The following is a 13,325-nucleotide window of genomic DNA, read 5'->3' as shown; positions in this document are numbered from 1 at the left end:
GTTAAAATTTCTATTAAAACCAAAGGATTATTATGAGATAAAATTGTAACAAAAAGAAAGGCCCTGGCAGGTAAGCCAGGGCCTTTCTGCTCTAAGAAAAAGGTTTTACGGATTAAAAGTATAGGCGATATAGTACAGCGCACCTACCGCCGGGTTACCAAAAGAGGTAACATAATATTTATTCAAAATATTTGCTCCCCCTATTTTGACCATAGAATTTACTGAAGGGATTTTCAGGTTGACCTGTGCATCAAATGTAGAGAATGCAGGTACATTTCCCGCAGCAAAAGAAGAGAACCAATAGTATTTATCCTGCCAGCGGTATTGAACATTAAAACCCAGGTTTTTAATGATCTCTCTGTTGGCCAGCCCTAAATTGTAACGAATCTTCGGGGTATTGAAATCGTTGTCGTAGTCGGCAGGAAGATCCCCGATCTGATTATAAGACACGTTTCCGCTCAGGGTATATTTACCCAGTAAATAATCCAGGCCCAATGCCGCACCATAGGTATCTACATTTCCTTCTGCATTTACCGGAATACTAAAAGTACTTCCATCTCTAAATAGCGTAACTGCAGTTATAAAATCCTTATAAGTATTGTAATAACCATAAGCATCGATCAACAGCTGCTTACTGATCAAACCTTTGTACCCCAGCTCGTAGGACTTCACACTTTCCGGACGCAGTCCTTTAGGGTCGAATGTATAAGGAACCAGCAAACTTGCATCACCAGTATTGGTTGGGCTTGCAGCAGCTGATGCCAGGTAAGCAATATAATTCTTCCTTAGCACACCTGGTTTGCTATACAACTTATACTTTTCAATACTCCCCGGCAAACCACCAATCAACCTTGTTGCACCACCAAGTACAGACAAATCAATGTACTGATTCTGGGTAGTAGGATTTCGATATCCCGTTTGATAGGAAACACGTATGTTGTTGTTTTGGGCAACGGTAAGCACACCGGTAACCCTCGGCGTAAACCTGCCTTCGAAATTTGTACTCTTGTCGTAACGACCGGCAAGGGTTAATTTAAATTTTTCATTGAACAGCTTTTTCCCGAGTTGGGCAAAAGCACCATATTCATTAATGTTTAAGTCTTTACCAATGTCATCAAAAATTGTTCCTCCGGAACGCAACTGATACTGCCTTGCCGAGGCCCCAACCTGAAATTCCACCACATTATTAAAAGCATTGGTAAAATTGTACATACCTTCATAATGGTACAGATTGGATTTATCATCAAATCTTGCTCCATAAACGCTTTTAGAAGGATCTGCTGCATTAATAGAAGTGGCGCTGATATTGGTATTCATGATCTGCCGTTTCGCATTTTCGAATTCGGCCGAGCCCGGCAAAAAGCGTCCTCTTCCAGTCTTATTTGCAGCTGTCCTTGCAATTCCGTGAGACGCTTCAGGAGTCTGATTGGCCAACCGCGCGCCGATGTAATTTCCGATATATGCCGGGAACCAGGTGCTGTTCGGGCTCGAAACTTCATTGATAGACACCCCTAAAATTGAAGAAATATAAGAATCACCCGATCGCTCCTGGGTGGTGTACCCCCTTAAAAAGAAGTCCTCTCCTTTTAACTCCAGCTTATACTGACCAATACTAAAATTACGCAGGGAGTACCGGTCTGTCCCGGTATAAACAGAAGTACCACTACCCCAGCTTAACTGCGCAATTGCTTCGATCGTATTGGTGATCTTATAATTAAGCGAGCCCGAGGTTTTCAATGACTTTGTATTGTAATCTACCAGGTTAACCTCATCGTAACCGTCCCTTGAAATGGCCTGATTAGGTAGAACAGATGGGTTCTTCAACCCGAAATAAAAGGGAAGATATTGGCTGCTTGTGGCCTGCTTCAATGCGGCAGGAATTGGGAGTCCATTTATCGCACTCAAATAAGTTGCATAACTTGCTCCTGCAGTAACATTGTCCAGCACTGTTTTCGGGTTAAAAGCACCGCCCGAAGCTGCCATAATCCCAGCTCTTACAGCAGGCTCAATACTGCCCTGCACCAGGTTCCGCATGTTCTGGCTTACCTCATCTCCGTAAACATTAACCCCGTCATAATTAGGATCTGAGAGTCTGTCGCCAGGGACTACTGTATTGTTTATCCTGTCAAAATTTCGTGCATCGCTTCCATACCAGTCTTTAGCCTGTAAATAAGAAAACGACGCCTTAAAACCAAACCTGTTCCAGGCTTTAGCCACGCGTACATCCAACTGATTAAACTGCTGAACTGCGGAATTGTCATCATTTACGTGGTTTACACCTGTTTTAAATTGAAAGCTTGCTCCCGGATACTTAAAGGGATTTTTTGAGGTCATTAACAAAGTACCGTTAATACCTCCCGCACCATATAAAGCAGACGATGCCCCTGGAAGTAACTCCACATTATCGACATCCAGTTCTGACAGGCCGATAATATTGCCTACAGAAAAGTTTAGCCCCGGTGCCTGGTTGTCCATTCCATCAATAAACTGGTTAAAACGAGTATTCCCATTGGAATTGAAACCACGGGTATTGATAGATTTAAAAGTTAAGCTTTGGGTGCTGGCCTCTACACCCTTCAAATTCGTGATTGCATCGTAAAAAGAAGCACCCGGCAATTCCTTGATCGCCGAAGCACCTATTCTCTCGATGGTTACCGGAGACTCCAGGATACGTTCTGGTGTTCTTGAAGCTGAAATAACCACCTCCTGTCCCAAAATAGCGGTAGGCTCAAGTTCTGTGGTCATACCAGACGTATTACCGGTAATTTCCCGCTCAACCGAGGTATATCCCACAAAGGAAATAACAAGGGTAAACGGAGCTTTTTGAGTTGTACTAAATGAATACCTGCCATTTGCATCTGTTGCAGTGCCACTGGTAGTGCCTTTTACTGTGATCCCAACACCTGGTATTGGCTGTTTGGTTAGCTTATCTGTAACGAGACCGCTAACTAAAACACTTTGCGCATGTGCCGACAACCCGACAATACATAGCAATAGTGCAAAAATCGCATTTGTAAACATTTTCCTCATATGTTATTATATTTAGTTTGATTTTAACATAAACTTAATAAATTTTTTGACATTAACAAATTGTATTCGCTTAAATATTCAAGCTATAAAAACTATTTTTCATTGTGTTTCAATTAAGTTTTATGTTAAATTGCCATAACGAATTTTAACCTCTTAATTTTACAGGACATTACACTGCTAACCAGATATGATAAACAAAATAAAGGCTTTCATTTGCGTGCTCATACCCGTAGTACTTGCCTATACGCTTAATACTAAATTTGGCGATCTCCCTCCAACCCTCAAATTCCTGAATCCTTTTACCGGCTTCTGGCAAAATGCAGAATCTACATCCGTTAAAACCAATAGGAAAATAACGCTGAAGGGAACACACCAAAATGTCGACATAGCGTTTGATGATCGAATGATACCACATGTTTTTGCCCAAAATGACTATGATGTTTATTTTGCGCAAGGCTATGTTACGGCCATGCACCGTTTATGGCAGATGGATTTCCAAACCCGCTTTGCTGCCGGAAGGATATCAGAAGTTGTCGGCAAAAAAGCAATTGAACTGGATAAATACCAGCGCCGCATGGGGATGGTTTTTGGAGCAGAGAATTCCCTGGAAGGAATGATGGCCGATCCTAAATCGAAAGAAATGATCCTGGCCTATACCGCAGGAATCAACGCTTACATCCATTCCCTGTCACGTTCACAACTTCCTATAGAATATAAAATACTCGATTTTAAACCGGAAGACTGGACGCCTGTTAAATGCGCTTTACTGTTAAAACAAATGTCGGCCGTCCTGGCCATGGGTTCCGACGAGTTTTACATGACCAACATCAGGAACAAATTCGGCAACGATGTAGTTAAAGATCTCTTTCCCGACTACCCATTCAAAGAAGATCCGATCATACCTGTGGGTACAAAATGGGATTTCAAGCCTCTGCCTGTACCCGCTGAACCTCCTGTTTTTACTGATTCCAGAACGGCCAATATAAAAACAAAGCAGAAAGAAGAAGGTATCGGCAGTAACAACTGGGCCCTGTCTGGTGCAAAAACAGCCTCAGGCTATCCGATACTGGCAAACGACCCGCACCTGGACCTCACACTTCCTTCTATCTGGTACCAGATCCAGTTACATGCCCCCGGAATAAATGCTTATGGTGTCTCTCTTCCCGGGGCACCCGGTATCATTATTGGCTTCAATAAAGACATCGCCTGGGGTGTAACCAATGTGGCCGCCGACGTTCTTGACTTTTATCAGGTTAAATTTAAGGATGATACCCACAAAAGCTACTGGTACAACAATGCATGGAAAAACACCAGCAACCGCCTGGAGAAAATCGTTGTCAGAGGCGAAAAGAACATCACAGACACTGTTGTTTATACCCATCATGGCCCTGTAGTTTACCTGCAGAAAACCAATTTTTCCAAAGCTGGCAATATCCCTGTCGGTAACGCATTAAGGTGGATCGCCCACGAAAAATCGAATGAACTGAAAACTTTCTATCTTTTAAACAGGGGAAAAAACTATAGCGACTACCGGAAGGCACTGACCTTTTTCACGGCACCTGCGCAAAACTTTGTATTTGCCTCGGCAGACAATGATATTGCTATAACCGCAAATGGGAAATTTCCGCTGAAATGGAAAGACCAGGGTAAATTTATACTGGATGGAACCGCAGCTTCTAACGACTGGCAGGGCTGGATACCAGCTGCGGAAAATCCCACCGTCAAAAACCCGCCACGCAATTTTGTAAGCTCAGCAAACCAATCTTCTACAGATCCAAGCTATCCTTATTACATCAACTGGGAGTTCAGTCCCTACGAGCGGGGCAAGCGCATCAACGACAGGCTTGCAGCTATGCACAATGCTACGGCCGATAGCATCATCAATATGCAGACGGACAACTACAGCATCCATGCACAGAATATACTGCCTGCCATCCTGGTAATGGTAGATCACAACAAGCTAAACGCCACACAAAAAGAAGCGCTTCGCATCATTTCTTCCTGGAACAAACATTACGACGCAAAATCACTTGCTGCCAGTATTTTTGACCTGTGGACCAAGCGCCTTCAATTTAACATATGGGATGATGAGTTTACGATCTCCAACATCCCAATGCGGTATCCATCCCGCGACAGGACGGTTCAGCTCATCCTGCATGAACCAAATGCCAAATGGATAGACAATGTGAACACTCCGGTAAAAGAAAGCCTGACCGATCTGGTTAACGAAGCCTTTAAATACAGTTGCGACAGCCTGGAAAGAAAGTTTGGCCCAATCGGCAAACATTGGGAATGGGGTAATTTTAAGCATACCAATGTACCTCACCTGGCGAAAATACCTGGATTCGGCTCTAAAACCCTGATTACAGGTGGTGGAAAAATGACCATCAACGCATTAAATGAAAGCAATGGCCCTTCCTGGAGAATGGTGATTGAACTCGGAAAAATGCCTAAAGGCCATGGTGTATTCCCAGGCGGACAATCGGGCAATCCAGGCAGTATCTTTTACGACAATATGATTGACACCTGGGCAAATGGAAAACTCTACGACCTGTTCTTCATGCAATCTGCCGATGACAGCAATGCCAAAATAATTTCCCGCTTAAAAATATCAAAAAAATAACGACATGGTTTTTATAGTAATCGTTGTACTCTCTTTTTTACTCCAGATGTTCTTACCCTGGTGGATCATCGTTATCATTTCTTTCGCAACCTGCGGCTTGATCGGTAAAACAGGAAAAATATCCCTTTGGGCTCCTTTTTTTGCAATTTTGTTGTTATGGACTGGTATGGCCCTTTTTAAAAGTATTCCCAACAACCATATACTGGCCCAACGGGTTGCGCAAATGGTGGGGGCCCAATCGTGGTTAATGGTATTGCTATTTACTGCTGTACTTGGTGCTTTTACAGCCGGAATTAGCGGATTTTGCGGGTATCATTTCAGAAAAGCCGTTCTGGTAAAGAAAACGAACCCTTAATTAAAAATAGTTGTTTATTTTTGCAGGGTGACCGATCTGATCCAGCAAATCTTTTCTATCAGCAGTAGCCCTGAATTTGAACAAGCCTGTCTTGCTGTGTTTAGGCACCAGGCATCCAACTGCGAGGTTTATAATGCCTATATACACCATTTGGGCATAAACACTTCGGCCGTCAATACCCTTAACCGGATTCCTTACCTCCCTATCAGTTTTTTTAAGACGCTTCCTGTACTCAGTTCAAAAGACAAGCCTGAAATCATATTCAGCAGTTCAGGAACAACCGGCATGGTGCAAAGTCAGCACCTGGTAACAGATGTAAGCCTCTATGAGCAAAGCTTTAATAAAGCGTTTGAACAATTTTACGGAAAAATAGAGAACACCTGCCTGCTTGCATTGCTTCCTTCCTACCTGGAACGGGACGGATCATCGCTCATTTATATGGTGGACGCGCTACTAAAACAAAGTAAACATCCCGATAGCGGTTATTTTTTACACAACCACGAAGACTTGTACGATAAGCTTCAGGAACTTAAAGCAGCTGGTCAAAAGACCATTCTGATTGGTGTTACCTATGCTCTACTTGATTTTATAGAAAAATACAAGGCAGACTTTCCTGAATTGATTGTAATGGAAACCGGGGGAATGAAAGGGAAGAGAAAAGAGATGGTACGTGAAGAACTGCACCAATTGCTAACAGCGGGTTTTGGTGTCAGCACCATTCATAGTGAATACGGCATGACAGAACTCCTTTCACAAGCCTATTCTTACGGAAATGGTGTATTCAACTGTCCGCCCTGGATGAAAATCTGCCTGCGGGATACAAATGATCCTTTAAGTCCTGCCCCCGACAACAAAACGGGTGGCATCAATATCATAGACCTGGCCAATCTGAACTCCTGTTCATTTATTGCGACACAAGACCTGGGCCGGGTATTTCAGGACGGCTCTTTTGAAGTTCTGGGGCGTTTTGACAATGCCGACATCAGAGGCTGTAACCTGTTGGTCGGCTAATGTAATCTTTTATCAAATAAAAATGCTTTTACTTCCACAATCTTAACTTTATCGGCAAGCGGATGGCTAACATTCAAAATGTAATTGTATTCATCCTCTACAATTGCTGAAGGAACTTTTAACAGCAAAGCTTTATTTGCCCTGGCAAAAGTATCTCCTCTTTTCCTTAAAGATGATGGAGAAGGATAACTGTTCCAGTTTGTGGGCAAAAGCTCCTTTTCAACTTCTTCAATGCTCTTTTCCGGCACTTCAAAAACAGTAATACAAAAACTTTCAGGATCTTGTATATTCGTAAGGTGTGCAAGTACTTCCAATGCAGCCAATGCTCTGCTGCTTGCCATATACAAAACGGAGATGCCGACACTATTCCAGCGCCCTCCAAATAATTTGGCGCCCATACCACTCATGTCGGTAGCCCGTTTACAAGCTGAAATTCTGTATAGCCGCATTAGCTAAAAACACCATATTCTATGCGACCCAGCGTTTGGAGAATCAACTCGAAACCTATGGAGGTATCCAGCAGATGAAGCGGGGTTTCGCCGTTCAGGGTATAGTTAGGTGTTTTCATCCAATCGTTAAAATTGTCCATGGTACCAAACACCTCTTTTCCACGCTGGTATAACCTGGCCAGTTCGATAGCCTTTTCAGCGTATTCGGTTTTAATTAATGTTGAGGGGGTATAACGCTGCAGGGTGCGCTCTGAAATGTGCATAATACCAGCAACCTCCTGTATGGTAAGTGAAATTTGTTTTGCCAGGTTTAATAATGCCTTTTTAGAAACCCCTTTACGCGCAAGGTTTAACAGGTCAAAATCTGTTGAGGCCGCATAATTGCCACCCAATAAACCAACCAATGATGTGGTGTTTAAAGCTCCATAAGCTACTGCTGGCTCTGCGAGTTTATCAGTATGGGGTTCTGTTTTCTTTTTCATATCCATCAGACATTATACGCAAATATAATACATTTTGTCTGATATTCAAAACATCCTGATGCAGCAATGCAATAGACTACCCTGCAATTAAGAGGTAGTAATTTTTCTTCCCTTTCTGCACGATAATAAAGCAACCGCTTAAAAGGTCATTTGTGGAGAGTTTATCTGAAGGCTCCTTCAGTTTTTCTTTATTTATAGATACACCCCCGCCCTGGATCAGTTTTTTCGCTTCTCCCTTTGATGCGAATACACTTGATTTTTCGGCCAGCAAAGTTGCAGCATCAATTCCTTCGGCAAGCTCGGCCTTCGAAATCGGAAACTGTGGTATGCCTTCAAATATTTCAAGCACCTGGGCTTCAGACAATGTTTTAAAAAACTCCAGAGAGCCATTTCCAAACAGGAATTCCGAAGTTTTCACTGCTGTTTCCAGCGCCTCGGCAGAATGCGTCCTGACGGTAATATCTTCCGCAAGGGCTTTTTGCAAAACACGCAGGTGTGGGGCCGCATCATGCGCCACCTCCAGCGCTTCAATTTCCTGCTGCGTTTTCAGTGTAAATATCCTGATCCATTTCTTGGTATCCTCATCTGAAGCATTTAACCAGAACTGATAGAATTTATAGGGAGAGGTTTTTTCAGGATCCAGCCATACAGCACCACTTTCGGTTTTTCCGAACTTGGTCCCATCTGCTTTTTTTATCAGCTGGGTGGTAATGGCAAAGGCAGTCCCGGCATCCTTCCGGCGGATCAGTTCTGTTCCGGTAACAATATTCCCCCACTGGTCAGAGCCGCCCATCTGAACCACACAGTTTTTGTTTTTCCACAAATAGTAAAAATCATAACCCTGGATAAGCTGATAACAGAATTCGGTAAAAGAAAGACCAGAATCTCCCTCTAAGCGTCGTTTAACACTATCCTTGGCCATCATATAGTTCACCGTAATGTGCTTACCGATGTCCCTGATAAAGGTAAACAGGTTCATATCTTTAAACCAATCGGCATTGTTGACCATCACCGCACCGTTACCCCCTTCTTCAAAATTCAGGAACTTGGCCAACTGACGTTTCATTCCGGCAAGATAAACATCAATGATCTCTTCAGTCTGAAGATTACGTTCGTCCGATTTGCCCGAAGGGTCGCCTACCATACCGGTTGCTCCACCTACTAAAGCATAAGGCTTGTGCCCTGCCCGTTGAAAGTGGATAAGGGTCATGATCTGGGTAAGATGACCAATATGCAATGAATCTGCAGTAGGGTCAAAACCGATATATCCCGAAGTCATTCCTTCATTTAATTTTTCTTCGGTACCAGGCATTATATCCTGTAACATGCCTCTCCAGCGTAGCTCTTCAACAAAATTGGTCATCGTAATCTAATTTGTGTGCAAATATAGGAAAACCTGCGTTATCCTTAAATTTGAGCTCAGGCTAAAAACAGCTTATTGAACAAAAATCGCTACTTTTAGCCTTATGAACTTCTTATCCCATTTTTATTTTGAACGAAATAATCCAGATGAAAATATGGTATTGGGAGTTGTATTGCCTGATTTCATAAAAAATGCCCATAAAGACTATAACCTATACCCTTTAAAAATCAAGCATCTTTTTGAAAAAGAACCGCAACAGCTTTCCATCCTTAAGGGCTGGAAAAAACATATCGACGTAGACCAGCACTTTCATTCTTCAGCTTTTTTTCAGCAAAGAACCAATGAACTGAAGCAACTGATACTCCCAGCCTGCGAAAACAGTCCGGTGAAACCTTTCTTTTTGGCCCATATCGGGCTGGAACTGATACTGGATCACCTGCTGACCATCAATGGACAGATCAACATCAATACGTTTTATGACCAGCTCACACGCGCAAATAAAACTGCATTAAACGACTTTCTTCAGTCCTGCTCACTAACAGATACTTCAGTTTTCTTTAACTTCCTAAACAGCTTTATTTCCAGCCGTTACCTTTTCAGTTATCAGAAAATGGAAAACATTACCTATGCGCTGAACAGGATCTGTATGCGTTTATGGAGCAATCCTTTCACAGAGGAGCAGCTGCAGTACCTGACGCTCCGGCTTGATACATTTAAGCACAATATCCAGAACGATTATCGCTCAATTTATAACGATATCGAAAAAGAATTAAAAGCCTAATTTGTATCTTCGCCTTCATGTCAGTATCTGAAATAAAAGACAAAATGAATGCCCTGGTTGAGGAGCTTAACCAGCACAGTTACAATTATTACGTTCTGGCAATGCCGACCATTGCAGATTACACTTTTGATCAGAAGTTAGCAGAACTTGCCCAGCTGGAACTGGCATATCCTGAATTTGCCGACCCCAATTCGCCTACACAAAAAGTGGGCGGCGACATCACCAAAACCTTTACCACTGTACCTCATAAGTGGCCGATGCTGTCGCTGGGCAATACCTACAATGAACAGGACCTCCGCGACTTTGATGAACGCATTAAAAAAGCAATAGGCGAAAACTTCGAATACGTTTGTGAGCTGAAGTTTGATGGACTCTCTATAAGCCTTACCTATGAAGATTCAAAGCTGGTAAGGGCAGTAACCCGCGGAGATGGCGCTAAAGGAGATGATGTTACTACCAATGTTAAAACGATCCATACCATTCCCCATCACCTGAAAGCAGACAATACCCCCTCCCTGTTTGAAATAAGGGGAGAAATTTTCATGCACCGTGCAGCTTTTGAACGCCTGAACAGGGAACGGGAAGAACTGGGTGAAATTCCATATGCGAACCCAAGGAACTTTGCCGCAGGAACAATAAAAATGCAGGATTCAAAGGAGGTAGCCAAACGCCCGCTGGATTGCTTCCTGTATTCCTTAAATACCGATAAAAATTATTTCAAAACACACTGGGAAAGTTTGTTGGGTTTAAAAAAATGGGGTTTTCATGTTTCTGAACATACCAAACTCACCAACAATATTGAGGAGGTATTATCCTTCATCAAATTCTGGGAAGATGAACGCTTCAAGCTATCTTACGATATAGATGGAATTGTGATTAAGGTGAACAGTTATGCACAGCAACAAGAACTGGGTTTTACAGCAAAATCTCCACGCTGGGCCATTTCCTATAAATATAAGGCTGAGGAAGTTGAAACCATCCTTGAAAAAGTAACCTACCAGGTAGGACGTACCGGAGCTGTTACACCGGTAGCGAATCTGAAACCCGTTCAACTTGCAGGTACAACAGTTAAAAGGGCAACCCTGCATAATGCCAACGAAATTGAAAGACTGGACCTGCATGAAGGTGATAGTGTTTTTGTTGAAAAAGGGGGCGAGATCATCCCTAAAATCATCAATGTAAACCTGGATAAGCGTAGCGCAGATGCGGTCAAGGTAATTTACCCAAATACCTGCCCAGAATGTGGAACATCGCTGATCAGGAAAGCAGGTGAAGTGGCCTTTTATTGCCCCAATGACGAAGCCTGCCCTCCCCAGATCGTGGGAAAAATCCAGCATTTCATCGGCAGAAAAGCAATGAACATTGATGGCTTAGGTGATGAAACCATAGAAACTTTCTATCAGCGGGGCCTGGTGGCCCACATCAGCGACCTTTACACGCTGCATGAAAAAGCCGAAGCGCTGAAAAAGCTGGAACGTTTTGGTGAAAAATCCATCGAAAACATGCTCAAAGGGATCGAGCTTTCCAAGCAAATGCCATTTGAAAAGGTGTTGTTTGGTCTTGGCATCAGGTATGTTGGTGAAACTGTTGCAAAAAAACTGGCTTTTGGTGTCAAAAACATAGACAACCTGGCGGCTGCAAGCCTGGAAGAACTCACCGGCATAGATGAAATAGGTCAACGTATAGCAGAAAGTATCATTGAATACTTCGGTAAAGCCGAGCATATACAGCAAATTGACCTGTTAAAATCTTATAATTTGCAGTTTGAAGCGGCAGAAACTGAAATTACATTGCAAAGTGATAAGCTAACTGGAAAAACATTCGTAATTTCGGGCGTTTTTGAGAATTACAGCAGAGAAGAACTCAAAAATATAATAGAAAGTAATGGTGGTAAGATTTTAAGTGGAATCTCTGCGAAACTTAATTATCTTGTAGCCGGAGATAATATGGGCCCATCTAAACTCGAAAAAGCTAAAAAGTTAAATGTCCCGCTTATTTCGCAGGAAGATTTATTAGAGCTATTGAAGTAAAGAATAACAAATGAACAAATTTTATGGAACGGGTGTTGCCCTGGTAACACCTTTTAATGCAGACGGAACAGTAGACTATGATGGGCTACGCAGCCTTATCAATCATTTAATAGACGGACAGGTGGAATACCTTGTATCCCTGGGTACAACCGGAGAAGCCTCGACATTGAATAAAGAAGAAAAGAAGAAGATCTGGGCATTTACAGCTGAAGTTAACAATGGCCGTTTACCGCTTGTTGCAGGTATTGGTGGAAATGATACCGCCGCTGTAGTAAACAGCATCAAAACTTTTGAGGCTAATGGTTACGATGCCATCCTATCGGCAAGTCCATATTACAATAAACCTACCCAGGAAGGAATATACCAGCATTATAAGGCCATCAGTGAAAACAGCACATTGCCTGTTTTATTGTACAATGTACCAGGCCGTACGGCCAGCAATGTAAGTCCGGAAACGACCTGCAGGCTGGCGGCAGACTTCAAAAACATCATCGGAACAAAAGAGGCTTCGGGCAATTTTGATCAGTTTAACCAGATCATGCGGGATAAACCGGCCGATTTTCTCCTTATATCTGGTGATGACCCGGTTGCCATGCCTATGATTGCATTAGGTGCGGCCGGCGTGATCTCAGTAATTGGAAATGCATTGCCTAAGCAGTTGTCTGATATGATCAGACTGGCATTAAATGGAGATTACAAAGCAGCACAGCCAAAACACTTTAGCCTGATAGAATTTACCAGGATGATGTTTGCCGAGGGTAACCCGGCCGGCGTAAAAGCGGCCTTAAAACACCTGGGCGTATGTGATGATCATGTACGCTTACCGCTTGTTCAGGTATCTGAGAGCCTTAGAAAGGCCATAATTACCGAAACGGACAAAATCACAGCATAAAAAAAAGCGTCTCGATAAGTCGGGACGCTTTTTTCATCAAAACAATTTAAGCAGTTAGCCTTTGTTTTTAGTGTCCTGGATCTCCAGACGAATGGATTGAGCCAGATTTTTAAGGTCTTGCATTCCTTTACGTACGCGGGTTCCTGCTGCGCTGTTTGCTTTGTTGTAGAATTTGTCAGCATCTGCTTCCAAAGCAGCAACAAGCTCTTTTACTTCATTGAATTTTTTCATCGTTAATTTACTCCTTTTAGTTTTTTAAGGTTTTGATTAATACTCTCTTACTAAAATAAGATGTTTATTTTAATAAAA

At 42.7% G+C, this 13,325-nt stretch carries 11 protein-coding genes; 6 read left to right on the top strand and 5 right to left on the bottom strand.

What is annotated here, in order from left to right:
* Window positions 1-105: 105 nt before the first annotated feature.
* The gene (locus ABIE26_RS16615; protein WP_310143817.1) at window positions 106-3,030 is read right to left on the bottom strand and encodes a TonB-dependent receptor; all 2,925 of its coding nucleotides are present in this window, start codon (window positions 3,028-3,030) and stop codon (window positions 106-108) included.
* A 187-nt stretch (window positions 3,031-3,217) separates the two neighbouring features.
* On the opposite strand from ABIE26_RS16615, the gene ABIE26_RS16610 reads away from it, so the two are divergent.
* The 3 genes from ABIE26_RS16610 to ABIE26_RS16600 are packed head-to-tail and all read left to right on the top strand — an operon-like array spanning window position 3,218 to window position 7,019.
* Window positions 3,218-5,653, top strand: a complete 2,436-nt coding sequence (locus tag ABIE26_RS16610) for a penicillin acylase family protein (RefSeq protein ID WP_310143814.1) — start codon at window positions 3,218-3,220, stop codon at window positions 5,651-5,653.
* A 4-nt stretch (window positions 5,654-5,657) separates the two neighbouring features.
* A complete protein-coding gene (locus ABIE26_RS16605; protein ID WP_310143811.1) occupies window positions 5,658-6,008 on the top strand; it encodes a hypothetical protein in 351 nt (116 codons plus the stop codon).
* Window positions 6,009-6,035: 27 nt separating this feature from the next.
* Complete coding sequence (locus tag ABIE26_RS16600; RefSeq protein WP_310143810.1) at window positions 6,036-7,019, top strand: acyl transferase; 984 nt, start codon at window positions 6,036-6,038, stop codon at window positions 7,017-7,019.
* Here the strand turns inward: ABIE26_RS16600 and ABIE26_RS16595 are convergent.
* The 3 genes from ABIE26_RS16595 to tyrS form a co-directional block, all read right to left on the bottom strand.
* Window positions 7,016-7,468, bottom strand: coding sequence for an RES family NAD+ phosphorylase (locus ABIE26_RS16595; RefSeq protein ID WP_310143808.1), 453 nt, complete (start codon window positions 7,466-7,468; stop codon window positions 7,016-7,018). The genes ABIE26_RS16600 and ABIE26_RS16595 overlap by 4 nt on opposite strands.
* A complete protein-coding gene (gene parS, locus ABIE26_RS16590) occupies window positions 7,468-7,950 on the bottom strand; it encodes a type II RES/Xre toxin-antitoxin system antitoxin (protein ID WP_310143805.1) in 483 nt (160 codons plus the stop codon). The genes ABIE26_RS16595 and parS overlap by 1 nt, the downstream gene beginning before the upstream one ends.
* 76 nt (window positions 7,951-8,026) lie before the next feature.
* Window positions 8,027-9,313, bottom strand: coding sequence for a tyrosine--tRNA ligase (tyrS, locus tag ABIE26_RS16585; RefSeq protein WP_310143802.1), 1,287 nt, complete (start codon window positions 9,311-9,313; stop codon window positions 8,027-8,029).
* 103 nt (window positions 9,314-9,416) lie between these two features.
* Here tyrS and ABIE26_RS16580 point away from each other — a divergent pair, with 103 nt between their 5' ends.
* Genes ABIE26_RS16580 through dapA form a run of 3 tightly spaced genes read left to right on the top strand, consistent with a single transcriptional unit; the run spans window position 9,417 to window position 13,016 of the window.
* Window positions 9,417-10,094 carry an ACP phosphodiesterase gene (locus ABIE26_RS16580; RefSeq protein WP_310143799.1) on the top strand — a complete coding sequence of 226 codons (678 nt, stop codon included), beginning with the start codon at window positions 9,417-9,419 and terminating at the stop codon, window positions 10,092-10,094.
* 17 nt (window positions 10,095-10,111) lie between these two features.
* Entirely contained in the window at window positions 10,112-12,124 is a 2,013-nt protein-coding gene (ligA, locus tag ABIE26_RS16575) for an NAD-dependent DNA ligase LigA (RefSeq protein WP_310143796.1), read from the top strand.
* Between the two features lie 10 nt (window positions 12,125-12,134).
* Window positions 12,135-13,016 (top strand): 4-hydroxy-tetrahydrodipicolinate synthase, encoded by an 882-nt coding sequence (gene dapA / locus ABIE26_RS16570; RefSeq protein WP_310143793.1) that lies wholly within the window; start codon window positions 12,135-12,137, stop codon window positions 13,014-13,016.
* A 54-nt stretch (window positions 13,017-13,070) separates the two neighbouring features.
* Here dapA and ABIE26_RS16565 read toward each other — a convergent pair whose 3' ends face one another.
* Window positions 13,071-13,247: a hypothetical protein gene (locus ABIE26_RS16565; protein WP_015809123.1), complete on the bottom strand. Its 177-nt coding sequence runs from the start codon at window positions 13,245-13,247 to the stop codon at window positions 13,071-13,073.
* Between the last annotated feature and the right edge of the window lie 78 nt (window positions 13,248-13,325).

Source organism: Pedobacter africanus, assembly GCF_040548825.1.
Lineage (GTDB): Bacteria > Bacteroidota > Bacteroidia > Sphingobacteriales > Sphingobacteriaceae > Pedobacter > Pedobacter africanus_A.
This window is presented reverse-complemented; position numbering and strand designations above follow the sequence as displayed.

Excerpts from the sequence above, each read along its gene's own strand:
- ABIE26_RS16615 (WP_310143817.1), bottom strand. The coding sequence starts at position 3,030 with ATGAGGAAAATGTTTACAAATGCGATTTTTGCACTATTGCTATGTATT.
- ABIE26_RS16610 (WP_310143814.1), top strand. The coding sequence starts at position 3,218 with ATGATAAACAAAATAAAGGCTTTCATTTGCGTGCTCATACCCGTAGTA.
- ABIE26_RS16605 (WP_310143811.1), top strand. The coding sequence starts at position 5,658 with ATGGTTTTTATAGTAATCGTTGTACTCTCTTTTTTACTCCAGATGTTC.
- ABIE26_RS16595 (WP_310143808.1), bottom strand. The coding sequence starts at position 7,468 with ATGCGGCTATACAGAATTTCAGCTTGTAAACGGGCTACCGACATGAGT.
- parS (WP_310143805.1), bottom strand. The coding sequence starts at position 7,950 with ATGAAAAAGAAAACAGAACCCCATACTGATAAACTCGCAGAGCCAGCA.
- tyrS (WP_310143802.1), bottom strand. The coding sequence starts at position 9,313 with ATGACCAATTTTGTTGAAGAGCTACGCTGGAGAGGCATGTTACAGGAT.
- ABIE26_RS16580 (WP_310143799.1), top strand. The coding sequence starts at position 9,417 with ATGAACTTCTTATCCCATTTTTATTTTGAACGAAATAATCCAGATGAA.
- ligA (WP_310143796.1), top strand. The coding sequence starts at position 10,112 with ATGTCAGTATCTGAAATAAAAGACAAAATGAATGCCCTGGTTGAGGAG.
- dapA (WP_310143793.1), top strand. The coding sequence starts at position 12,135 with ATGAACAAATTTTATGGAACGGGTGTTGCCCTGGTAACACCTTTTAAT.
- ABIE26_RS16565 (WP_015809123.1), bottom strand. The coding sequence starts at position 13,247 with ATGAAAAAATTCAATGAAGTAAAAGAGCTTGTTGCTGCTTTGGAAGCA.